This window comes from Nostocoides sp. F2B08 (assembly GCF_009184895.1).
Lineage (GTDB): Bacteria > Actinomycetota > Actinomycetes > Actinomycetales > Dermatophilaceae > F2B08.
Genome location: NZ_WESE01000005.1, coordinates 169157 through 191794, shown reverse-complemented (window position 1 = coordinate 191794; position 22638 = coordinate 169157). Strand labels below are relative to the sequence as shown.

At 70.4% G+C, this 22638-nt stretch carries 15 protein-coding genes; 1 reads left to right on the top strand and 14 read right to left on the bottom strand.

Translation table 11 applies throughout. The features are described from left to right. Positions 1–61 precede the first annotated feature (61 nt). From GA707_RS13420 to guaB, 11 genes are all read right to left on the bottom strand, one after another. Positions 62–3226, bottom strand: coding sequence for a S8 family serine peptidase (locus GA707_RS13420; RefSeq protein WP_193315333.1), 3165 nt, complete (start codon positions 3224–3226; stop codon positions 62–64). 186 nt (positions 3227–3412) lie between these two features. Continuing rightward, on the bottom strand, positions 3413–4339 hold the full coding sequence (locus GA707_RS13415; protein ID WP_152178948.1) for a hypothetical protein: 927 nt from the start codon (positions 4337–4339) through the stop codon (positions 3413–3415). A 302-nt stretch (positions 4340–4641) separates the two neighbouring features. Continuing rightward, positions 4642–6210 (bottom strand): glutamine-hydrolyzing GMP synthase, encoded by a 1569-nt coding sequence (guaA, locus tag GA707_RS13410; RefSeq protein WP_152178947.1) that lies wholly within the window; start codon positions 6208–6210, stop codon positions 4642–4644. Between the two features lie 8 nt (positions 6211–6218). After that, a complete protein-coding gene (locus GA707_RS13405) occupies positions 6219–6563 on the bottom strand; it encodes a DUF3817 domain-containing protein (RefSeq protein WP_226963786.1) in 345 nt (114 codons plus the stop codon). Between the two features lies 1 nt (position 6564). Beyond that, a complete protein-coding gene (locus GA707_RS13400; RefSeq protein ID WP_152178945.1) occupies positions 6565–7479 on the bottom strand; it encodes an SURF1 family protein in 915 nt (304 codons plus the stop codon). A 244-nt stretch (positions 7480–7723) separates the two neighbouring features. Next, complete coding sequence (locus GA707_RS13395; protein WP_152178944.1) at positions 7724–8890, bottom strand: acyl-CoA dehydrogenase family protein; 1167 nt, start codon at positions 8888–8890, stop codon at positions 7724–7726. Then, positions 8887–10659 carry a GMC oxidoreductase gene (locus tag GA707_RS13390; protein WP_152178943.1) on the bottom strand — a complete coding sequence of 591 codons (1773 nt, stop codon included), beginning with the start codon at positions 10657–10659 and terminating at the stop codon, positions 8887–8889. The genes GA707_RS13395 and GA707_RS13390 overlap by 4 nt, the downstream gene beginning before the upstream one ends. Further along, positions 10656–12242 carry a succinic semialdehyde dehydrogenase gene (locus GA707_RS13385; protein ID WP_152178942.1) on the bottom strand — a complete coding sequence of 529 codons (1587 nt, stop codon included), beginning with the start codon at positions 12240–12242 and terminating at the stop codon, positions 10656–10658. The genes GA707_RS13390 and GA707_RS13385 overlap by 4 nt, the downstream gene beginning before the upstream one ends. 83 nt (positions 12243–12325) lie before the next feature. Further along, positions 12326–12898, bottom strand: a complete 573-nt coding sequence (locus tag GA707_RS13380) for a DUF305 domain-containing protein (RefSeq protein ID WP_152178941.1) — start codon at positions 12896–12898, stop codon at positions 12326–12328. Positions 12899–12909: 11 nt separating this feature from the next. Continuing rightward, positions 12910–14028: a GuaB3 family IMP dehydrogenase-related protein gene (locus tag GA707_RS13375; protein ID WP_152178940.1), complete on the bottom strand. Its 1119-nt coding sequence runs from the start codon at positions 14026–14028 to the stop codon at positions 12910–12912. A gap of 54 nt (positions 14029–14082) precedes the next feature. Beyond that, entirely contained in the window at positions 14083–15615 is a 1533-nt protein-coding gene (gene guaB / locus GA707_RS13370; RefSeq protein ID WP_152178939.1) for an IMP dehydrogenase, read from the bottom strand. Positions 15616–15760: 145 nt separating this feature from the next. Between guaB and GA707_RS13365 the strand changes: the two genes are divergently transcribed. Then, complete coding sequence (locus GA707_RS13365) at positions 15761–16051, top strand: WhiB family transcriptional regulator (protein WP_152178938.1); 291 nt, start codon at positions 15761–15763, stop codon at positions 16049–16051. 146 nt (positions 16052–16197) lie between these two features. Here GA707_RS13365 and GA707_RS13360 read toward each other — a convergent pair whose 3' ends face one another. From GA707_RS13360 to GA707_RS13350, 3 genes are all read right to left on the bottom strand, one after another. After that, positions 16198–18069, bottom strand: a complete 1872-nt coding sequence (locus GA707_RS13360) for a long-chain fatty acid--CoA ligase (RefSeq protein ID WP_152178937.1) — start codon at positions 18067–18069, stop codon at positions 16198–16200. Positions 18070–18258: 189 nt separating this feature from the next. After that, the gene (locus GA707_RS13355; protein WP_152178936.1) at positions 18259–19794 is read right to left on the bottom strand and encodes a fused MFS/spermidine synthase; all 1536 of its coding nucleotides are present in this window, start codon (positions 19792–19794) and stop codon (positions 18259–18261) included. 88 nt (positions 19795–19882) lie between these two features. Next, positions 19883–22582: a phage holin family protein gene (locus GA707_RS13350; RefSeq protein ID WP_152178935.1), complete on the bottom strand. Its 2700-nt coding sequence runs from the start codon at positions 22580–22582 to the stop codon at positions 19883–19885. Positions 22583–22638 lie beyond the last annotated feature (56 nt).

Sequence of the window (22638 nt, the reverse complement as noted above, 5' to 3'; positions counted from 1 at the left end):
TGACACCGTTCCAGTCACTCGTTGTCCGATGCGTCAGCGTCGCTCCCGGACCGCGACCCCGCTACGGGGTCAGTGTGAAGAGCAGCGCCTCCGTGTCCTGTGTGGCGCCGCCGCGGTTGCCGGCTCCGCGGTCGCCGTTGGTGAACAGCATCAGGCCGAGCTCGTCGGTGTTGCCGGGGAAGGGCCCGAAGTCGTAGACCTCCAGCGACCCCGAGTCTCCGCCGGCCACGTCACCAGTAAAACCGTAGAACCGCTCGCCGAGTGGAGTGACGGTCAGGTCGTTCACCGCGTCGCCCGGTCCTCCGAAGTAGAAGTCCTGGGCGACGACGTCGACGTCGACTCTGGTGGTGAGTGGGTCATCGGAGTTCATGCCGATCTGTTCACCGCACAGCAGCAGCACGGTGTTCCCTGTGTTCGTCGAGTGCTCGGCGAAGAAGAACGCCGACGCTGACCCCGTCGCCAGGTTCAGCACCCAGGACAGCTGGCGGCCGTCGGTGATCGTCCCCAGGCCGGACGCGTCCCGGTTGAGCACGACGTAGTCGTCGACCCCGTCCTGGTTCGTGTCGAGGTAGACCTGGTGCGAGACCGGCAGGAGGTGCTGCTGGCGTTCCCACGTGTTGACCGCGAATGCCCACAAGAACGACTGGTTGCCTGAACAGAAACCGGCCGGCACCAGGAAGGTGTTCACCCCGACGGCCCGGATGTCCGGGGTCGGCGACTGGTCACCCCAGGCGCCCTCGGGCAGGTCGTCACTTGTCGCGAGCAGCGCATACGCGTCGTTCTGAGCCGTCCCGACACCCTGGTTGTCCAGTCCGATCGTCTGCGGGAATGAGCCGGGCACGATCTCCGTCGTGCTGGGCACGACCTGGGCGGCCTTGCGGGGCAGAACGTGCCACGGCATCTGGATCTTCTGCTTGCCGTCGTCGAGAACGAGGTAGCCGTCGTACTCGTTCGTCGTCAGCGTCGCCGGATCGGCACCCGCACTCCCCGAGTTCATGAAGTTGCCGCGGAGCTTCGAGCCGTCGATCGTCATGGTGACCGTGAAGGTCGTGTCACGGCCCTTGCCGGGCTTGACGCTGACCTTGCCAGGTGCGGTGACCGTGACCGCGCCGTTCTCCTCGTCGTTGTCGAACCGGAAGGTCGGCGTGACGGTGTAGGTGCGCTTCTTGTTGTCGTAGTTCCGGATCGTGACCGTGCGCTTGATCGTCACGGTGTCGGCGACGTCGACGAACCCGAAGCTCAGCGTCCCGGACTCGACGTCACTCGCCCAGGCCGCCGTGCCGGCCGAGACCGCGTTGTCGACGCGCACCTCACCGCCGCCGATGCGGGTGATCGGCGCTAACTCGCCCGTCAGGGCGTTGTTGACGACGCCGGTGTAGCCGGTGTTGACGAGGAGCGACTTGACCTCGATGGGCGTCAGGCCGTGCCCGACAGCCCGTCCGCCCGGCCTGCCCTTCGGGGTGGTCTTCACGCCGCCGGAGGCCTCGAGGACGAGGGCGGCCGCGCCGGCGACCATCGGGGCCGCTCCGGAGGTGCCGCCGAAGGGACCGGTGTCGGTCCCGGTGCCGGCGATCGCCGACACCGAGGCACCCGGCGCCCCGATCTCGGGCTTGATCAAGGTGGTGTCCTCGTGCTGCGGACCGCGCGAGGAGCTGCCCACCATCGTGCCCGCGAGCGGGAGACCCACCTCAGGGTCGAAGCGCACCACGGTGTTCGGCAGGCCGGACCTGAGCCGGTTCGCGATCTGCTGCGTCACCATGAAGCTCGGGATCGTGATGGGCCGGTCGCCGCCGTCGCCACCTTCGAAGGCGTCGCCGGGCGCGTTCTGCCCGATGATGGCCAACAGGCCGCCCGCGTCGCCGACGTTCTTGGCCTTGAGGGTGAAGTTGCACGCACCACGGTCGACGAGCACGATCTTGCCCGCCAGCGAGCCCGGCGCGAAGGCGGCACAGCCGTTGAGGTTGCCGCCCGCGCCGTCGCCGTACTGCACCGGAGCCTCGATCGCCGAGGCCAGAGGAGCCGACCAGGGCTGGAAGACGGCTGGGACCTGGCCGGCGATGGGCCCCGGCGCAACGATCTGCATCAGGGCGAGCTGCGCGCTCGGCACGGAGGTCTGGGCGACCGACAGGGCGCTGGGCGCGGCCGACGGGGTGCCGTTCGCATACGGCTTGTCGCCGCTGTTGCCGGCCGAGGCCACGGTGAGGACGCCGGCCGCTGTCGCGTTCTCGACTGCCGCCGAGAGGTCGTCGTCGAACGGCTGACCGTAGGGGGAGCCGAGCGACATGTTGATGATGTGCATCCGGTCGTTCAGCTTGCCGTCGCCGTTCGGGTCGAGGGAGAACTCCATGCCCTGGATCAGCGCGATGCCCGAGCAGGCGCTCGAGACGGACGAGCACACCTTGACCGCGTAGAGGTCGGCACCGGGCGCCACACCGTCCTTGCCGGCGATGATGTCGGCGACATGGGTGCCGTGCCCGCCTCCGGGACCATCGTCGATCGGGTCGGGATCCGGGGCCTCCGGGCCGTTGGGCCAAGCACTGCCGGTGAAGTCGTATCCGCCGACGACCTTCTTCGTCGGGAAGGTGCCCGGCTCGATGACCGTCGGGTCATTGCCTTCGAAGTCAGCCGGGTCTCCCGATCCGCCGAGGGATGCGTGGGTGTAGTCGATCCCGCTGTCCAGCACGGCGACCCGGATGCCCTTGCCGGTGACGCCGCCCTGCTGCACGGTCGTCGCACCGATGTAGGGAACGGTCTCGGACAGGTCGAGCTCATAGGTGCCCACGGGCGCGATGCGCTGGACGGCCGGGTCGTTCGCCAGCTGGGGCAGGACGGCACGGTCGACCTCGACGAACACGGCGTTGAGCGCGAGCTGGGTCTGGGCGACGAGTCGCGCGTCGGGGTCGAGCGCCGTGATCCTGTCCATCAGCGCCGACTGCGACGAGCGCAGGTCCGCCCTGGCCCGCGGCGCCGCAGCGTCCGGAAGGTCGCGCTCGGCGACGGCCGTGTCCTTCAGCCTCACGATGACGGTGCCGGTGCCCTCCGCGTCGACGAGAGACGCGTCGAGCTGTGCGGCCGAGACGTCGGTTCGCTCGACCGGGGCGTCGAGCTTGAGGTCGGCGAGGTGAGCGGGCAGCTCACGGTCGGAACGGTCGTCGGGAACCGCCATCGCCGGGGCCTGTCCGAGCGCCGCGAGCGAGGTGGCCAACAATGGGACCACGCCAGCCATAGCCAGTCGTCTGTTCATGTCGGTGCCTTCTGCCGTGCGAGAGGAGGAAGCACCAGGTACAGGAGGTCACACCCGTCCGACGGGGTCTGGTGCGTGTGGCCTGGGCCACACGCTAGCGCTACCCGACGAGCCGCGGGGGGCGAATGAGCGAATTGGTTGCAGCGCAGGACGGCCGGGTCCAGCGACTCAGTCGCGACCGACCCGCGCCCGCTCCTCGACGGTGAGCCACGGGTGGGACGACTGCGCAACCGGTTCGGTCGCCTCCGCGCCCGCGCTGGCCTGGGCGGAGGCGAGCTTCTCGCTGATCTTCGTGTATGCGGTGGCTCGCTCCTGCGGAGTCGTCGCGTTGGTCTGCAGGAAGGTCAGCGTCCGAGCCGCGTCGGCCACGACACGCTGCTCATCGGGAGCGACCGTCGACCTGACGTTGCGTGCGGCGAACTCCTCGGCCGCGGCGAGGGCGCGATCGAACTCCGCGACCGCCCGACCGTAGTCGGTGGCGAGGACGTCGGGGACGTGCGCCGGCGGCTGCATGGTGCGCAGCGTGTCACAGCGGAACATCGCGTCGACGGCCGCGCGGGTGAGCGGGTGCTCGAGGTCGGCCATGATCGGGGCGGATGCGGCCGCGTCGGCGTCGCGCTGGTAGCGCAGGAGCCGGCGGGTCAGCTCCCGGTCGTACTCGAGCAGCGCGTTCCACTCTTGCGGGAACGACGTCGCGCCGAGCGAACGACGCATCCTGCGGACGTCGCGAGCCGGCCCGAACGGCACCCGTGCGACGACGGCGTCGCGACCGCGCCGGACCTTGTTCGTCACGGGATCGCTGGTCAGCCACATCACGACCAGCGAGATGCCGATCGCGCTGACGGCGACGAGGCGGTACAGGAACCAGCCGACCGCGGCCAGACCTCCGGAGCTACCGGTCGACGCGACGATCAGCCCGGCGATGACGTCGGGGATGAGAAGGGCGGTCCCGCTCACGGCGACCACTCCGAGGGCGATCCGACGGTGGCGCTCACGGCGAGCCTGCAGCCGCGGGCTGAGTCGGGAGCGGACGTAGTGCGTCGTCCCCCATGCCAGACCCCCGAGTCCGAGCAGCCCGATCAGTGCCGCGAGCATCGTGGGGTTCTCCTTCCGGCCATGGACGCGCGTGTCCTGCACATCTATTGTCCCCCAACGCCGAGTGCGGGACGGGTGTTCCGCTGCTTCCGCCCCGGTCGACCGACCGCCGGCGTCACGCGCACGACATCGGCCGGCCGGTTGTGTCATGGCGACACGCCGGCGAGGCAGGCGCGGCGTCGGCGTGTCCCCATGACACAAACCTCAGGAGCGGCTGCTCACTCCCACTCGATCTCCTTTGTCGCGGGAGTGGCAGCCGCAAGCCCGCCTCAGCCTCCCGGCTCACGTGCCGTAGCGGCTGCTCACTCCCACTCGATCGTCCCCGGGGGCTTGGACGTCACGTCCAACACCACCCGGTTCACCTCGGGCACCTCGTTCGTGATGCGTGTCGAGATCTTGGCGAGCACGTCGTAGGGCACCCGGGTCCAGTCCGCCGTCATCGCGTCCTCCGACGACACCGGTCGCAGCACGATGGGGTGCCCATAGGTCCGGCCGTCCCCCTGCACCCCGACCGATCGCACGTCGGCGAGCAGGACCACGGGGCACTGCCAGATCTCGTCGTCCAGCCCCGCGGCCGTCAGCTCCTGGCGAGCGATCCGGTCGGCGGCACGCAGCACCTCGAGCCGCTCCTCGCTCACCGCGCCGACGATCCGGATGGCCAGCCCCGGGCCGGGGAACGGCTGCCGCTTCACGATCTCGTCCGGCACCCCCAGCTCGGCTCCGACCGCCCGCACCTCGTCCTTGAACAGCAGCCGCAGTGGCTCGACGAGCGTGAACTGGAGGTCCTCGGGCAGGCCGCCGACATTGTGGTGGCTCTTGATGTTCGCGGTGCCGCTGCCACCGCCGGACTCGACGACGTCGGGGTAGAGCGTTCCCTGGACGAGGAACTCGACCGGATGGTCGTCCGATCCGAGATGAGCCCCGACGATGTCGCGGGCCGCCTGCTCGAACACCCGGATGAACTCCCTCCCGATGATCTTGCGCTTCTCCTCGGGGTCGCTCACCCCGGCCAGGGCCGACAGGAACCGCTCTCGGGCGTCGACGACGACGAGGTCCACACCGGTCGCGGTGACGAAGTCCTTCTCGACCTGCTCGGCCTCCCCTGCCCGCAGCAGCCCGTGGTCGACGAAGACGCAGGTCAGCTGGTCCCCGACCGCCTGCTGGACGAGCGCGGCGGCGACCGAGGAGTCCACGCCACCGGACAGCGCGCAGATGACCCGCGACTCCCCGATCTGCTCGCGCACCGAGGAGACGAGCTCATCGACGACGTTCGCCGGCGTCCAGTCCCCCGCCAGCCCGGCCCCGCGGAGCAGGAAGTTCTCCAGGACCCGCTGCCCGAAGGTCGAGTGCATGACCTCGGGATGCCACTGCACCCCGTAGAGCCGGCGCTCGTCGTCCTCGAACGCGGCCACCGGTGCGCCGGCGGTGGCAGCCGTCACGCGCATACCGTCCGGGGCGGACCCGACCGAGTCGCCGTGGCTCATCCAGACCGACTGCTCCGCGGGCTGGCCGTTGAACAGCGTCGACGATCCGTCGAGGATGTGGGCCGGGGTCGAGCCGTACTCGCTCAGGCCGGTCCGCTCGACCGTTCCGCCGAGCGCCTGCGCCATCGCCTGGAAGCCGTAGCACATGCCGAAGACCGGCACTCCCGCCTCGAGGAGCGACCCGTCGAGCCCCGGCGCACCGTCGGCGTAGACCGACGACGGCCCACCCGACAGGATGATCGCGGCAGGGTCCCTGGCGAGCATCTCCTCGGTCGACATCGTGTGCGGCACAACCTCCGAGAAGCAGCTGGCCTCGCGCACCCGCCGCGCGATGAGCTGGGCGTACTGGGCGCCGAAGTCCACCACGAGGACGGGCCTCGCGGTCATGGGAGCAGTCACGCGGCAACCCTATCCGCGGTCAGCGGTTCGATCTCCTCGGCGACTCGGCGCTCGATGACGAACGCGACGAACGGGATGCACGACCCGAGCAGGATCAGCCCGATCCGCACGAGCGGCCAGCCGACCTTGAAGCCGAGGTTGGTCGTCGCGGCGACGAGAACCATGAAGATCAGCCCGTGGACGGGACTCCACCAGGCGAGCACGTCGTTGCCGAAGCCGTACTTGAGCACCATCTCGGCGATGAGCACGAACATCGCGATACCGGCGGTGATGGCGGAGACCTTGAAGAAGCTCAGGGCCTTGCCGATCGAGGCTGGGGAAGCGGAGGGGGTCGTGGTCACGTCACCTGGTCCTTGTGGTCGTCGGAACGGAGAGGGTATGCGGTGCGCCCGCCGCGCGTTCGGGTTCGGCCGCATCAGGGGCTGGGTCGGCAGCGGCTGGGTCGGTCGGGGTCACGTCGGCGGGGGGCCGATCCGGAGTCCGGTCCGGCGGGCCGTCGTCCAGCGACGCCTCGAGCTCCTCGCGATGGGCCTGGCGGACCATCCGCCACCACAGGAAGTACGCGAAGGCCGCGAAGACCCACCACTGGACGGCATACATAGCGTTCTTGAGATTCAGTTCGCTCTGCTCGCCCGTGGGTGGCGGGACCCGGGTCAGCCCCTCGAGGGCTGCGGGCGCACCCTCGTCGGCACCGGAGAGCGCCGTCTCCTCGGTGGCGAAGACGAAGGCGTTGTAGACCTCGGTGTCCCAGCGGTTGACGAGCAGCCCGAGGTCGATGGAGCGGTAGACCCCGTCGGCGAGTCCGGCCTCGCTGCGGGGCGACTCGCTCGGCGCCAGCCCCCCGGCGAGGGCGATACCTCCCGTCGGGGGCGCGGGGGCCGAGTCCGGGTCGGCGACGAAGCCGCGGAGCACGGGGATCGTGGCGCCGGTGCCGTCGACGACGAACGGGCTGACCACCCAGTACCCCACCTGACCGTCGAGCTGACGCTCGGCGATGAGCACCTGGTCGTCCACCGCATACGTCCCGGTCGCGGTCACCCGGCGGGTCGACCCGTCCCTCGGGAACTCGCTCTGCGGCTCGACGACCTCGGTGAGCGGGGCCACCGGCAGCGACGCCGCGCGCTCGATCGCCTGCGCCCGGCCCTCCGCGCGGGCCTCCTCCAGCTGCCACGCGCCGAGCCACCCGCAGACCGCGGCGAACACGGTCGCGAGGACGAGGGCCCCGAGCCACTTCGGCTGGAGGGCGGTGCGGAGCATGCTGGCCTTGGTCGATCTGGCGCGGGGAGTCCCCGGAGCGGCTGGTCTGGGTGCATCTCACGGTACCCCGGCGTGCTGGGAGCCCGATCCCCGCCCACCGCACCCGGACTGCGACCAGGCGCCTGATATTGCAGGAGGCAGGTCGCAGATCCGGCGCATCGGCTCAGAACGGCGGTCGGCAGGTACGTCGGGTGCGTCAGCGGGGGTCGGGCCTCAGGTCGAGGGTCGTCCGACGGCTCCCGCCTCAGCGGAAGGCCGACTCGCCCGTCAGCGCCTGCCCGATGACGAGCTGGTGCACCTCGGAGGTGCCCTCGTAGGTCAGCACCGACTCGAGGTTGTTGGCGTGCCGCATGATCGGATACTCACCGGTGATGCCGTTCGCCGCCAGCAGGGTGCGGCACTCCCGCGCAATGGCGATCGCCTCCCGGGTGCTGTTCAGCTTGCCGAGGCTGATCTGCTCGTTGCGCACGCCGACCGTGTCCTTGAGATGCCCGAGGTGGAGTGCAAGCAGCACGCCCTTGCCGAGCTCGAGCGTCATGTCGGCCAGCTTGGCCTGGGTCAGCTGGTACGCCGCGAGCGGCTTGTCGAAGATCTCGCGTTCGCGGCAGTAGTCGATCGTCACCTCGAGGCAGTCCCGAGCCGCGCCGAGCGCCCCGAACACGATGCCGAACCGCGCCTCGGACAGGCACGACAGCGGCCCGGACAGACCCCGCGCGTCCGGCAGCATCGCCGAAGCCGGCAGCCGCACGCCGTCGAGGACGAGCTCGGCGGTGACCGACGCGCGCAGCGACATCTTGCGGGTGATCTCGTTGGCGGTGAACCCGGGGCTGTCGGTCGGCACGACGAAGCCGCGGATCCCCTCATCCGTACGCGCCCAGACGATCGCGACGTCGGCGACGGCGCCATTGGTGATCCACATCTTCGAGCCGCTGAGCACCCAGTCGTCGCCGTCCCGCTTGGCCGACGTGCGCATACCCCCGGGGTTGGACCCGAAGTCGGCCTCGGTGAGGCCGAAGCACCCGATCGCCTCGCCGGCCGCCATCCGCGGCAGCCACTCCTGCTTCTGCTCCTCGCTGCCGTAGCGCCAGATGGCGAACATCGCGAGCGAGCCCTGCACCGAGACGAGTGATCGCACCCCGCTGTCGACCGCCTCGAGCTCCATGCACGCCAGCCCGTATGCGGTGGCCGAGGTCCCCGCGCAGCCGTAGCCCTCGAGGTGCATGCCGAGCAGACCCAGCGCGCCGAGCTCACGCGTCAGCTCGCGCGCGGGGATGGTGGCGTCCTCGTACCACTGCGCGATGTGCGGGCGGACCCGGTCGGCGAGAACGGCGCGCACGGTGTCGCGCATGTCCTTGGCGTCGGAGTCGATGAGGCCGTCGACGGCGAAGAGCTCGAGGGGGTGCTGCGTCATCCCGCCAGTCTCGCACTCTCCACGTGCGTGAACCGCTCGACCGCCCGCCGACGCGGTGCCACCGGGTCGATCCTGCGGTAGGCCCGGCCCTGCTCCGGCCGCGGGTCGGCCTCACCCTTGTTCGGCCAGAGCGCGAAAGCGCGCTCCGCCTGGGCGGTGATCGTCAGGGACGGGTTCACGCCGAGGTTCGCGCTGATCGCCGTGCCGTCGACCACGCTGATGCCGGGGTGTCCCCAGAGCCGGTGGTACGGGTCGAGGACCCCGGACTCCGGCGAGTCCCCGATCGGCGCGCCGCCGATGAAGTGCGCGGTCATCGGGATGTCGAACACCTCCGGCCAGCTGCCGCCGGCCGCGGTGTACTGCCCCGTGACGTCCTGGAGCCGCTTGGCGACGACGTGCATCGCCTCATGGCCGGCCCTGATGTAGGTCGGGTTCGGCTCACCGTGGCCCTGGCGGCTGGTGAGCACCCACCGTCCGGCCCGGCGCTTGACCGAGGTCGTCAGTGAGTTGTCGAGGGTCTGCATGACCAGCAGGATGATGATCCGCTCCGACCACCGGCGCACCATCGGGAAGGTCTTGACGAACGGGCCCGGGTCACGGACGAGGTCGCGCAGGAACTGCATCGGACGGGGCCGCTCGGTGTCGCCGGCGACGAGCAGCGTGGAGAGCAGACCCATTGCGTTGGACCCGGGCCCGTAGCGGACGTTCTCGACGTGCGTGTTCTCGTCCGGGTGGAACGACGAGGTGATCGCGACGCCACGGGTGCAGTCGGTCTGCTCCGGCACCCGTTGCGTCACCGCCCCCAGGATCGCCTCCGAGTTGGTCCGGGTCAGCTGCCCGAGGCGCTCGCTCAGGCGGGGCAGCTCGCCCTCGGCCTTCATCGAGTGGAGCAGCGTCTGGGTGCCCCACGTGCCGGCGGCGACGACGACGTGCCGCGCCGTGGTCACGCGCCGGTCCTGGGCGCGCCGCGGCCCGGTCCGCTCGTGGAGTATGCGGTGGAGACCGGGTGCACCCGGAACCTCCCCGAGGCGCACGACGGTGCGCAAGGGCTCGATGGTGACGCCGAGTCCCTCGGCGAGGGCGAGGTAGTTCTTCATCAGGGTGTTCTTAGCGCCCACCCGGCACCCGACCATGCAGTTGCCGCACAGGGTGCAGCCGGTGCGAGCCGGCCCTGCACCACCGAAGTACGGGTCCGGCACCGTGCGACCGGGCTCGCCGAAGAAGATCCCGACCGGGGTCTTGCGGAAGGTGTGGCCGACGCCCATGTCGTCGGCGGACTGGCGCATGACCTCCTCGACCGGGCCCTCACACGTGTTCTCGACGACGCCGAGCATGGTCTGCGCCGTGTCGTAGTGCGGGGCCAGCTCGTCCTGCCAGTCCGTGATGTGGCCCCATTGCCGGTCCTCGAAGAACGGCCGCGGCGGGACGTAGAGCGTGTTGGCGTAGTTGAGCGAGCCGCCGCCGACGCCCGCCCCGGCGAGCACCATGACGTCCGGGAGCTTCTGGATCCGCTGGATGCCGTAGCAGCCGAGCTGCGGCGCCCACAGATAGTTCTTGACGTCCCACGACGTCTTCGCGAAGTCCTCGTCCTCGAACCGGCGACCGGCCTCGAGCACGAGGACGGAGTAGCCCTTCTCGGCGAGGCGGAGCGCGGCCACCGAACCGCCGAAACCGGACCCGATGACGACGACGTCGTAGTCGGGCTCGCTCGTCTGTTCGCCCACGACGTCGTCGGCGACGACCCGATCGCTGTCGAGCGCCGCGCTCATCGCACACCGACCTTCTTCATGACCTTGAGCGCGGCGGTCAACGTCGTCGCGAACATCTCGTCGCTCACCCACGGCGGGGGGCCGAAGCCGAGCAGGTGCTGGGCGGTGACGTTCTGCGGCTCCGTGTACTTGACGATGCCCTCCCGCCCGTGTCGGCGCCCGACGCCGGAGTCCTTCATCCCGCCCATGGGGGCGCCCTTGGAGGCCCAGGCCGCCGCATACGCCTCGTTGATGTTCACCGTCCCCGCCTGCAGCCGGGCGGCGATCCGCCGACCGTGCTTCACCGATCCGGTCATGACCGCGGCGTTCAGGCCGTAGGGGGTGTCGTTGGCGATCGCGATCGCCTCCTCGTCCGAGCCGACCCGGTAGATCGACGCGACCGGGCCGAACGTCTCGAGGTCTCGGCACATCATCGCCGAGGTCACGTCGCTCAGCACGGTCGGCTCGTAGACGAACGGGCCGATGTCCGGCCGGTGCCGTCCACCTGCGAGCACCCGGGCTCCGTGGCGTCGCGCGTCCTCGACGTGCTCGGTGACCGTCTGCAGCTGCTGCTCCCCGACGAGGGAGCCCATGTCGAAGCCGAACGACAGCTCGGTCCCGAGCCGCATGGCCTTGACCGCCTCGACGAAGGCCGGGACGAACTCGTCGTAGATGTCGGTGTGCACGAGGAGTCGCTCGTGCGAGATGCACAGCTGACCCGCCGAGGAGAACGCCCCCCGCACCGCCGTCTCGACCGCCCTGCTCAGGCTGGCGTCGGCGGCGATGTACATCGAGTTCTTCCCGCCGAGCTCCATGCTGTAGCCGACCAGTCTCGGCGCGAGGCTCGCCGCGACCCGACGGCCGGTGGCCGTCGACCCCGTGTAGCAGACGTAGTCCGCGCGGTCGACGACCGCCTGGCCGATCGAGGACCCCGGACCGAGGACGACCTGGAACACCTCCGGCGGCAGCCCGGCCGCGTGGAACAGCTCGAGCCCGGCGAGCGCCGAGAGGATGCCCTGGGCGTCCGGCCGGAGGACGACGGAGTTGCCGGCCAGCAGCGCGGGGATCGCGTCCGTGATCGCCAGGGCGAGCGGGTAGTTCCACGGAGACACGATGCCGACGACGCCCTTGGGCAGGTGCGACTCAACCGACTGGGACAGGATGGGGAAGGCTCCCGGCCCGCGGCGCTGGGGTCGCAGGTACCGCTCGGCGTTGCGGCCGTAGTGCCGCGAGCAGATCGCGACGTCGGCGATCTCCTCGAAGGCGTGCCGTCGGGCCTTGCCGGACTCGAGCTGGACGAGGTCCATGAGCTCGCGCTGCCGGGCGAGGACGAGGTCGTGGTAGCGCAGCACGATCTTCGACCGGTCGGCGACCGAGCGCGCGGCCCAGGCGGGCTGGGCGGCCCGGGCCACCGCATACGCCTCCTCCACGTCCTCCTCGGTGGAGAACGGGACGGTGGCGAGTGGTCCGCCCGTCATCGGCGTGATGACGCGGTGGCTCTCGCCGGAGGCCACGGCGAGCCGCGTGAGCGCGCGGACCCGGGCCGGGTCGATCGCGTAGGTGGCCTTGGGGTCGGTCTCGGGATCGATGAGGACGTCCGTCATTACCCAAAAGTAACCGCGCGTCCCCCGATCGGGAGGCCGAACGTGAGGATTCTCGCCGCGTGCGCTCGGTCGGTATGCGCGGGTCACCCGCCGCGCATCGCCTCCAGCCGGCCGAGCTCGGCCCGCTCGGTCTCCGCGAGCCGCTCGGCGAAGGTCAGGGTGGGGCGGTCGGACGCGCTGCCCAGGACGTCCTCGGCGAGCGCGATGCCGTCCTCGTGGTGCGCGGTCATCTCCTCGAGCCACAGCCGGTCGAACTCGGCGCCCTCGGCCTCGGCAAGGGCTGTGGCCGGCTCGGCGGATCGGGTCCCGGTCGGTACGCCCCAGCCGTCGAGCCGGTCGACCAGCTCCGCCAGCTGCCCGGTGCGCGCGTCCGTGATGTCCTGGGCGAGGACGACGACCTCGGGTGTCTCGGTGCGGTCGGGCACGAGGGCGGCGAGGTCGAGCGCCTCCTGGTGATGGCCGACCATGCGCGCGACGAGCTCCGCGTCGATCTCGCTGAACGCCTCGGTCGTGGCCAGCGTCGGCGCACCCGGCGGTGGAGCCGTGAGCCGGGTGGGCTCAGGAGCCTCTCCGAACCCGGCACAGCCGGTGAGGACGAGAGCGGCGGTGAGTGACGCGACCGACGTCCCGACAGCCCGCCGCAGCACCGTGCCCACGCGGATCCTTCTCAGGCCTGGTAGGGCGCGACGACGACCTCGACCCGCTGGAACTCCTTGACGTCGCTGTAGCCGGTCGTGGCCATGGCCCGCCGAAGGGCGCCGATGAGGTTGGTCGTGCCGTTCGCGGTGCGGCTGGGGCCGAACAGTACCTCCTGCAGCGGCGCCGCGGCACCCACCTCGACCCGCTCGCCGCGGGGCAGCTGGCCGTGGTGGGCCTCGGGGCCCCAGTGGAACCCACGACCCGGTGCGTCGGTGGCGCGGGCGAGCGCCGCCCCGAGCATGACGGCGTCGGCGCCGACGGCGACGGCCTTGACGAGGTCGCCACTCGTGCCGACTCCACCGTCGGCGATGACGTGGACGTAGCGTCCGCCGGACTCGTCGAGATAGTCGCGGCGGGCCGCGGCGACGTCGGCGATCGCACTCGCCATCGGCACCTGGATGCCGAGGGTGCGGCGGGTCGTCGAGGCCGCGCCCCCGCCGAAGCCGACGAGAACCCCCGCGGCACCGGTCCGCATGAGGTGCAGCGCTGCGGTGTAGGACGCCGCGCCCCCGACGATGACGGGGACGTCGAGCTCGTAGATGAAGCGCTTGAGGTTGAGCGGCTCGGCCTGTCCCGAGACGTGCTCGGCCGACACCGTCGTTCCCCTGATGACGAACAGGTCGACCCCGGCGTCGACGACGGTCTTCCAGTGCTGTTGAGTGCGCTGCGGGCTCAGGGCCCCGGCGACGGTCACGCCCGCCTCGCGCAGCTCCTTGAGGCGGGCCGCGACGAGCTCGGCCTGGATCGGCTCGGAGTACATCTCCTGCATGCGGCTCGTCGCGAGGGCGGGGTCGAGGGCGGCGATCTCGGCCAGCAGTGGCTCGGGGTCGTCGTAGCGGGTCCACAGCCCCTCGAGGTCGAGCACCGGCAGTCCGCCGAGCCGGCCGAGGGCGATCGCGCTCGACGGTGACATGACCGAGTCCATCGGGGCGGAGATGACCGGGATGTCGAAGTGGTAGGCGTCGATCTGCCAGGAGACCGAGACCTCCTCGGGGTCGCGGGTGCGGCGCGACGGCACCACGGCGATGTCCTCGAAGGAGTAGGCGCGTCGTCCCCGCTTGCCTCTGCCGATCTCGATCTCGTTCACGGGGCAGAGCCTAGCCGCCGGCGGCGACCGGTCCGGACCCCGAGTCCGGCCCCCTCAGCCCTTGACGGTGTAGTTGGGGGCCTCGACGATGCCGACGATGTCGTGGGGGTGGGACTCCTTCAGCCCAGCGGAGGTGATCCGCACGAACCGGCCCTTGGTCTTCAGCTCGGGCACGGTGCGGGCTCCGACGTAGAACATCGACTGCTGCAGCCCTCCGACGAGCTGGTGGGCCACCTGACCGACGGTGCCGCGGTAGGCCACCCGGCCCTCGATCCCCTCCGGCACGATCTTGTCGTCACTGACGACGTCAGCCTGGAAATAGCGGTCCTTGCTGTAGGACTTCTTGCCTCGCGAGGACATCGCGCCGAGCGAGCCCATCCCCCGGTAGGACTTGAACTGCTTGCCGTTGATGAACACCAGCTCGCCCGGGCTCTCCTCGCAGCCGGCGAGGAGCGAGCCGACCATGACCGTGTCGGCGCCGGCCACGAGGGCCTTGGCGATGTCGCCGGAGTACTGCAGGCCCCCGTCGCCGATGAGCGGCACCCCGGCGGGCCGGCACGCCTTGGCGGCGTTGTGGATGGCCGTCACCTGGGGAACCCCCACTCCGGCGACCACCCGGGTCGTGCAGATCGACCCCGGCCCGACCCCGACCTTCACGGCGTCGACACCGGCGTCGATGAGCGCCTGGGCCCCGTCGCGCGTGGCGATGTTGCCGCCGATGACCTGGACGTGGCGGGTGGCCGGGTCGCCCTTGAGCCGGTGGATCATGTCGAGCAGCAGGCGGGCGTGACCGTGGGCGGTGTCGACGACGAGGACGTCGACGCCGGCCTCGATGAGCGTCGTGGCGCGCTCCCAGGCCTCACCGAAGTAGCCGACCGCCGCACCGACGAGGAGCCTGCCGTCGCCGTCCTTGGACGCGTTGGGGTACTGCTCGCTCTTGACGAAGTCCTTGACGGTGATCAGACCCGCGAGGCGCCCGTCGCCGTCGACGATCGGCAGGCGCTCGCGCTTGTGCCGGCGCAGGAGCAGGGTTGCGTCCTCGCGGGAGATGCCGACCGGTGCCGTGATGAGCGGCATCGGGGTCATCACCTCGCTCACCTTGGTGGTCGCCCACTCCGCGACGGGAGTGAAGCGCAGGTCGCGGTTGGTGATGATGCCGATCAGCTCGTCGTCGACCCCGACGACGGGAAGGCCGGAGACGCGGTACTCGCCGCACCGGTGGTCGAGGTCCTCCAAGGTCGCCTCGGGACCGATCGTCACCGGGTTGGAGATCATGCCCGTCTGGGTGCGCTTGACCAGGTCGACCTGGTACGCCTGGTCCTCGATGGACAGGTTGCGGTGCAGCACCCCCATGCCGCCCATCCGGGCCATCGCGATCGCCATCCGGGACTCGGTCACGGTGTCCATCGCGGCCGAGACCAGCGGCACGCTGAGCGAGATCCCGCGGGTCAGCCGGGACGTCGTGTCGACCTCGCTGGGGACGACGTCGGTCTCCCCCGGCTGGAGCAGCACGTCGTCGTAGGTCAGGCCGAGCTCGGCGAACGGCGAGTGGTCGGAGGACTCCGCCCCGGGTGCTGCGAGACTCATCCCCTGATTGTATGCGGGGGTCGCCCACCGCCCCGCCAGCCGTTCGCGCAGCGCAGGCAAACCGCCTCCGACCTGCGACGATGCATACGAAACCTATACCTTCCGCTGACCCCATCATCACCGGATCCCTCCTACGGTGGCAGGCATGGCGATCCAGGCGCAGGCACCGGTTCCGGCTGCCCACCTTTGGGACTGGCAGGTCGAAGGCTCCTGCCGGGTCCTCCCGTCCGAGATGTTCTTCCACCCCGACGGCGAGCGCGGTCGCGCACGGCGGATGCGGATCGAGCAGGCCAAGGCCGTATGCGACTCGTGCCCCGTGCTCCAGGCCTGCCGCGAGCACGCCCTGACCGTGCGTGAGCCCTACGGAATCTGGGGCGGCATGGGCGAGGAGGAGCGGCAGCGGCACTACGCCCGCGCCGACCTCGGCGTCGCCTGACCCGCACCACCACCCACGAGTACAACCACAGACCGGACCACCGCATACCCATCAGGCGCCGCGAGGGACGGCGAAGCGGTGATCATCGACGAGGATGACCACCGCTTCGCCGCCCCTCGCGGGGTGCTTCCCAGGTCGGTGCCGGCTCAGTTCTCCGCGTGGTACATCTCGTCGATGACCTTGGCGTAGTTGCTCTCGACGACGTTGCGCTTGACCTTCATCGACGGCGTGAGCTCGCCGGACTCGACCGACAGGTCGTGGTCGAGAAGGCGCCACTTCTTGATGGTCTCCCAGCGGTTCAGACCCTGGTTCATCTCGTCGACGTAGCCGCTCACCATCTGCCTGACCGCGGGGCTGGCGACGACCTCCTCGTAGGAGGCGCCGGCCATGCCGTTCTCCTCGGCCCACGTGGCCATCGCGTCGGGGTCGAGGGTGACGAGCGCGACACAGTAGTTGCGCTCGTTGCCGAAGACCTGGAACTGGCTGGCGTACGGGCAGATCGCCTTGAACTTGCTCTCGATCGCGCTCGGGGCGATGTACTTGCCACCGGACGTCTTGAACAGGTCCTTGATCCGGCCGGTGATCTTCAGGTGCCCGTCCTCATCGATGAACCCCTTGTCCCCGGTGTGCAGCCAGCCCTCGGAGTCCAGGGTCTTGGCCGTCTCCTCCGGGAGGTTGTGGTACCCGTCCATGACACCGGGGCCCTTGATGAGGATCTCGTCGTCCGCACCGAGCCTGACCTCGCTGCCCGGGAAGACCGGGCCGACGCTGCCGAACTTGTAGTCGTTGGGGCGGTTGACGAAGGAGCCCGCCGAGGTCTCCGTCAGGCCGTAGCCCTCGAGGATCTTGATCCCGGCGGCGTGGAACCACTCGCCGATGTCCTGGTTCAGCGCCGCGGCACCCGAGATGAAGAAGCGGACCCGACCGCCGAAGCGCTCCCGAACCTTCTTGAAGACCAGCGCGTCGAAGATGCCGTGCTGGACGTTGAGCAGGAACGGCACCGACTTGCCCTCACGCTTGAGGGCATCCACCTTGCGGCCGACCTCGAACGCCTTGTTGAAGATCTTCTCCTTGGCGCCGCCCTCGGCGGCCTGCATCGTGACGATGCGGCCATGGGCCTTCTCGAAGATGCGTGGGGCCGCGCCCATGAAGGTCGGCTTGACGATGCCGAGGTTCTCGACGATCTTGTCCACCCGCCCGTCGATCGCGGTCGGGAAGCCGATCGCCATCTGGGTCGAGAGGAGCACCTTGCCGAAGGAGTGGGCGAGCGGCAGCCACAGGAACTGCAGATCGTCCTCGCTGAGGATGTCCTGGGCCTGGATCGCGGCACCCTCGTAGGTCCACGAGGAGTGGCGCAGCCGGACGCCCTTGGGCCGGCCGGTCGTGCCGGAGGTGTAGATCAGGGTGGCGAGGTGCTCGGGCTCGATCGCCTCGATGGCCTCGTCGACCGCGCGGGGATTCTGCTCGAGGTACTCGCCGCCGAGCGTCTCGAGCTGGTCGAGGGTGATGATCCACCCGTCGCGGTCGTCGACGGCGACCGAGTTGTCGAGGACGACGACCTTGGAGACGGTCGGGAGCGCGTCACGCTGCTCGACGAGCTTGGCGACCTGGAGCTGGTCCTCGGCGAAGACGACCTGCGACTCCGAGTCGGAGAGGATGTAGGCGACGTCGTCGGCCATCGTCGAGGGGTAGACCGTCGTGGTGGCCGCGCCGGCGCACATGATGGCGAGGTCGGCCAGCACCCATTCGTAGCGCGTGCCGGACGCGATGCCGACCCGCTGCTGGTGCTTGACGCCCAAGGCGACCAGGCCCGCCGCGAGGCGGTCGACGATCTCCCCGGCCTCACCCCACGTCACCGACTGCCACTGCTCGGCGGCGTCGGGGTAGCGGAACGCCTCCCTGGCGCCGCTCTTGGCGACCCGCTCCCGGAACTGGACGGCGCAGTTCTCGGGCCGGCCCTCGATAATGGCGCGCTCAGCTTCGCTCAGCTGCGCACCGGGTGAAACGGACAGGCTCATGGGTTCCTCCGTGGGTAGGTGTCAGCCGCTCCGACGGACCGCGAGGGGCCCCCGGGGTTCGGCCCGGACGGATCGGCATTGACGGGTCGTGTCCAACCTAAGCACGCGCACACCGATCTCGGCAGCAATCCGAGCCACGATCTGGACAACGAATCGCCATCCGGACGCCCGGGGCGGCAGATCGGACGGTCAGACCCGCCCGACGGTGGGTGGATAGGGCGTCAGGAGCTGGTCGACCGGGGCATAGTCGTCGGTGAGGACGTCCGCGTCGCCGATCCACTCGTCGAGCTCGGCACCGGACAGGACGGTCCAGGTCAGACCTCGCGCACCCATACCGTCCTCCCAGGCGGCGACGTCGATCGGGGTGCGCGATGCGGCGGCGACGAGGTTCCCGCCGCCGCCCTGCCAGGCGAGGGCGACATGGGGGTATGCGTCGCGCAGGGTCGCCAGCTGGGCGCGGGCGAAGGCGAGGGGGCCGTAGTCGATGATGTTGGCGAGGTAGATCCCGTCATCGGTCATCAGCCGGTCGATGGCCGTCACGGTCTCACGGGTGGTCAGGTGCCACGGCACGCTCACCCCTCCGAAGGCGTCGCCGATCACCACGTCGGTCTCTCCGGCCGGGAGCTCGGCCAGGCCGAGGCGGGCGTCCTCGAGCCGGACGTCCAGCGCGATGTCCTCGGGCAGGGCGAGCTCCTCGCGGTCGAGCCGGATCACCCCGGGGTCGACCTCGGACACCGAGCCGACCGTTCCGGGACGGACCTCGTCGAGGTAGCGGGGCAGGGTCAGACCACCCGCGCCGAGGCTGTGGACCCGTAGCGGCTCACCCGGAGCGTGCCGACTGTCGATCCCGGCGGCGATCGCCCGGATGTAGCCGAACTCGAGATAGGTCGGGTCCGAGGTGTCGACGTAGGAGTGCCGCAGTCCGTCGAGCACGAGGGTGGCACCGCCCTCTCGCGCCGGGTCGGCCACCACGGAGGCACAGTGGTAGACGGTTTCGGTGTCGCAGCCGCTCGGCGTGACGACGGTGGCGGCGCCGAGGACGAGAGCGGCGGCCGCGCCGGTGGCGACATGCCGGGGCCCGGTGCTTCCGATCCACACCGCGGTCGCCACGGCGGCGAGCAGGAGGGCGACCCCGAGACCGACCATGATCCACGTGATCGGGACCCGCGAGATGAGGATGAAGCCGGTCACCACGGTGCCGGCGATGGCGCCCACGGTGCCGATCCCGGAGAGGCGTCCGACGACGGTGCCGGTCCGGTGGAGCGTGGTCAGCATCAGCTTCGTCACCATCGGGGTGACCGCCGACAGCAGCGCACCGGGGATCATGATCGCGGCCGCTGCGGCCATGAGGAGGAAGGCGCCGTCCGCGACGTTCGCTGCTCCCCGGACGAGGAACGGGGTCGCCGCCACGACCCCCGCGGAGATCGCGAGGAGTGGCGCGAGCACGAGGCGCGGGTCGACGCGGTCGGCCCAGAGGCCGCCGACCCACGAGCCGAGCGCGATCGCCGCGAGGGCGATGCCGATGACGAGGGTGCTCGTCTCCAGGGTGAGCCCCAGGTAGGGGGCGAGCAGCCGCAGCGCGACGATCTCGACGACGAGGACGGCTGCGTTGGATCCGAAGACGAGGGCGGCCGCCACCCAGTCCGAGAGACTCGTCGCGGCGGGGTCGTCCGACGGCTCCGACGTCGCGGATGGCTCGGCCGCTGCGGCCTCGGGCTGCGTCATGTCGCCCAGGCTACGTCGGTGGAGGCCGACCCGCGGAACGGCCGGTCGGTATCGGGGCTCGATCGTGGAGTGGGTCTACACGGTGACCTCAGATGGTCGTCCGGCGATCGACATCTCCCAGACGTGGGTCACCGTCCGGGACACCTTCACCATCGAGGTCGCCGACGGTGTGGACCCCGTCCTCACGCTCTGCGTTCTCCGAGGTGTCGACCGCTTCGCCGAGCAGCGCCGATTCGTTCGGGGTGACCTCTGCGACCCGGAGGTCGCGACGATGACCCAGATCCTCGAGCCATCGGACGAGCTGCCGGTGCACGGTGTCCGCCCCCACCAGTCGACCCTCGTCGAGAAGGTCCTCGCCCAGGTCCCACGAGGCCGGGTGGACCAACAGTGGCCTGGTCTGCCAGCCGCCGAGACCTCCGTGACAGCCGACGAGCTCCTCGAACGCGCTCACCTCGTCGAGGACCGGGTCGTAGGAGGAGTTGACATAGATGTCCGGCGCGGTCGCGAACGCCATCACGCGCGCGAAGTCCGATGCCGCCCGGGGCCCGAATGGCGCGAGCGGGTCCACGCCACTCACCTGACCCGTTGTCAGGCGGTGGCTCCCCCTCGCCCCGAGGGCCGTCGGTCCCTCGTCGGTGTCGACGACGACGAACCCGATCCCGGGATGGGTCGCGAGCGCCGCCAGCAGTCCGGGGTGCCGCTGCTCGATGTCGGCGGCCGACAGCCGGCGTGGCAGGTCGCTGAACCAGATGCAGCCGAGGTTGCCCGACCCCACGACGGTCACGTCGGCCACGTCCTCTCCGGTCGCTGCGCCGACCTCGGCCGAGGTTTCGGCAGGGCCCCTCGGTCCTACCGGGGCGTCCTTGGGTCGGTTGGAGATCGCTCGTCGGGTGACGCGTCCGGTCACTGAGTCCTGGTCCGAGAGCTGACCCAGCAGGACGTTGACCGGTCCCCACGCCTCGACCTCCCCCGTCTCTGCGGTCAGGGTGCCCGCGCCGCTCATGTGCTGACGGACCACGTCCTCGAGCGAGACGCCGAAGCGCTGCCGGAACGTCGGTCCCTGGCTCTGCCCGTGGTCGGAGATGAGCACGAAGTGGTAGGGCCGGGGGGTGATGCCCGCGTCGACCACCTGCTCGAGGCTCCGGAGGGCCTCGTCGAGCCCGTGGAGGGCCGCGAGCGACTCGGACCGGGTCACGCCGGCGTGGTGGGCGATCTCGTCGTAGTCGACGAAGTCGACGTAGATCGACTTCGCCCCTCGCATCATCGCCTCGACGACGAGAGCGACGTTGAGGTCGCGCAGCAGGACGTTGGTCACAGCGCGGAGCGCGACATACGCCCCTCCCCGATGGATCCGCGGCTCCATCCCGATGCGAACCTGGCGCCTGGCCTGGAAGACCTCCTTGACCATCTCGCCGATCGTGAGGATCACGGCCCGCAGGATCCCGGCCGGATGGGTGAAGAACGCGGCGTACGACTGTGACGGACCGAGTCCGCCGCCGGAGCGGCGCAGCCCGCTCATCGTCAACAGGGAGGTGTCGGCGTCGCCCGAGAAGAGGTTGGAGATGCTGACCCCCTCGTCGGCGAGCAGCCCCCGGCCGTTGCTGACACGGTCCTCGATCAGGGCCGCGTCCTCGGGCCGGTTGGCGACCACGAGCCGCCCCAGCCCGCGGTCGAACCAGCGGAAGGCCGGGATCTCGTCGTTCGTGCCGTGCAGGATCCCGGCCTGGCTGACGGGAGTGGTCGACGGCACCCGCGCGGTCCACTCGGTCCAGGTGTGGCTGCCCGAGCGGATCCACCGGCTGATCGTCGGAATGTTGCCGGCTCGGATCTCCTGCCCGAGAAGCGGGGCGGGAACACCGTCGAGCTGGACGAAGACCACACCCGGGACGTCCGATCGCGGGGTCTCCGGACCGCGGGCCCCCATCCGCATCGCGTGCACGGTGAGATAGTCGCGTCCGTTGATGCTCAACGCCCAGGTCAGGACAGTCATGACCAGCGCATACACCCACGCCGCCAGGAACACGCTGAGCGGGCTGCTCGTGCCCACCCCGGGAGTGAGGTACAGACCCACGCCGAGGACCACGGCGTTCGCGAACAGGGCGAGGACGACCGCGCCGACCCAGCCGAAGACCATGGCGATCCGCAGGAAGATCGGCTGCAGCACCGCCCCCGCGATGGAGATCGCCACGACGGCGAGGAGCAAGGCGCCGGTCGAGTCGACGGTGATCCCGGGGGTCAGCGCGATCGTCGCACCCAGCACGGTGAGCCGGAACACGAAGTCGAGGACCCGGGGAGTCGTCGATCCGGGACCCGCCCGGCCGCTCACTCCCTCCAGCGTGGCCGCGACCGCCCGGTCGCGCGGCCGGTCGAACCACGCCGAGGCGCTCCGGTTCCACAGCAGGAAGATCGTCACGGACGCCGTGACCAGCCCTGCCAGGCCGCCGAAGACGCCCGGGCCGACCTCGTCGAGCACGGTCCATGCGTTGGCCAGCTGAACCAGGACCATGATGGTCGCGATGAGCCGTCCGCTGTTCGCACCGCGCATGATCTGGACGGCGGCGAAGCCCTGCACGATCGATGACACGATCATCAGGCCCGCGAGCACCCGCACCACGATGAGCGAGACGTCGGGGTCCACCTCGGGAGGCAGCTCGGCGATCACCTCGGGCATCGTGGAGGTCACGAGCAACAGGGCGGCGAGCCCAGCGCTCAGCACCGCGCCCAGGCCGGTGAGGACCCCGGCTACGGTGACCGTGGGCGGCCGCCCCGTGTGAGGTCCTGCGGTCATGCGGCCATCGTGACAGAGTGCGCCGTCACCCGAGGGGCGGTTCGCAGGTTCCCGGC

What these genes read in the sequence shown, in the direction of transcription:
- GA707_RS13390 (WP_152178943.1), bottom strand. Translation starts at nt 10,659, where the DNA reads ATGAGCGCGGCGCTCGACAGCGATCGGGTCGTCGCCGACGACGTCGTG.
- GA707_RS13415 (WP_152178948.1), bottom strand. Translation starts at nt 4,339, where the DNA reads ATGCTCGCGGCACTGATCGGGCTGCTCGGACTCGGGGGTCTGGCATGG.
- GA707_RS13395 (WP_152178944.1), bottom strand. Translation starts at nt 8,890, where the DNA reads ATGACGCAGCACCCCCTCGAGCTCTTCGCCGTCGACGGCCTCATCGAC.
- GA707_RS13400 (WP_152178945.1), bottom strand. Translation starts at nt 7,479, where the DNA reads ATGCTCCGCACCGCCCTCCAGCCGAAGTGGCTCGGGGCCCTCGTCCTC.
- GA707_RS13360 (WP_152178937.1), bottom strand. Translation starts at nt 18,069, where the DNA reads ATGAGCCTGTCCGTTTCACCCGGTGCGCAGCTGAGCGAAGCTGAGCGC.
- GA707_RS13355 (WP_152178936.1), bottom strand. Translation starts at nt 19,794, where the DNA reads ATGACGCAGCCCGAGGCCGCAGCGGCCGAGCCATCCGCGACGTCGGAG.
- GA707_RS13420 (WP_193315333.1), bottom strand. Translation starts at nt 3,226, where the DNA reads ATGGCTGGCGTGGTCCCATTGTTGGCCACCTCGCTCGCGGCGCTCGGA.
- GA707_RS13385 (WP_152178942.1), bottom strand. Translation starts at nt 12,242, where the DNA reads ATGACGGACGTCCTCATCGATCCCGAGACCGACCCCAAGGCCACCTAC.
- GA707_RS13365 (WP_152178938.1), top strand. Translation starts at nt 15,761, where the DNA reads ATGGCGATCCAGGCGCAGGCACCGGTTCCGGCTGCCCACCTTTGGGAC.
- GA707_RS13350 (WP_152178935.1), bottom strand. Translation starts at nt 22,582, where the DNA reads ATGACCGCAGGACCTCACACGGGGCGGCCGCCCACGGTCACCGTAGCC.
- guaA (WP_152178947.1), bottom strand. Translation starts at nt 6,210, where the DNA reads ATGACCGCGAGGCCCGTCCTCGTGGTGGACTTCGGCGCCCAGTACGCC.
- guaB (WP_152178939.1), bottom strand. Translation starts at nt 15,615, where the DNA reads ATGAGTCTCGCAGCACCCGGGGCGGAGTCCTCCGACCACTCGCCGTTC.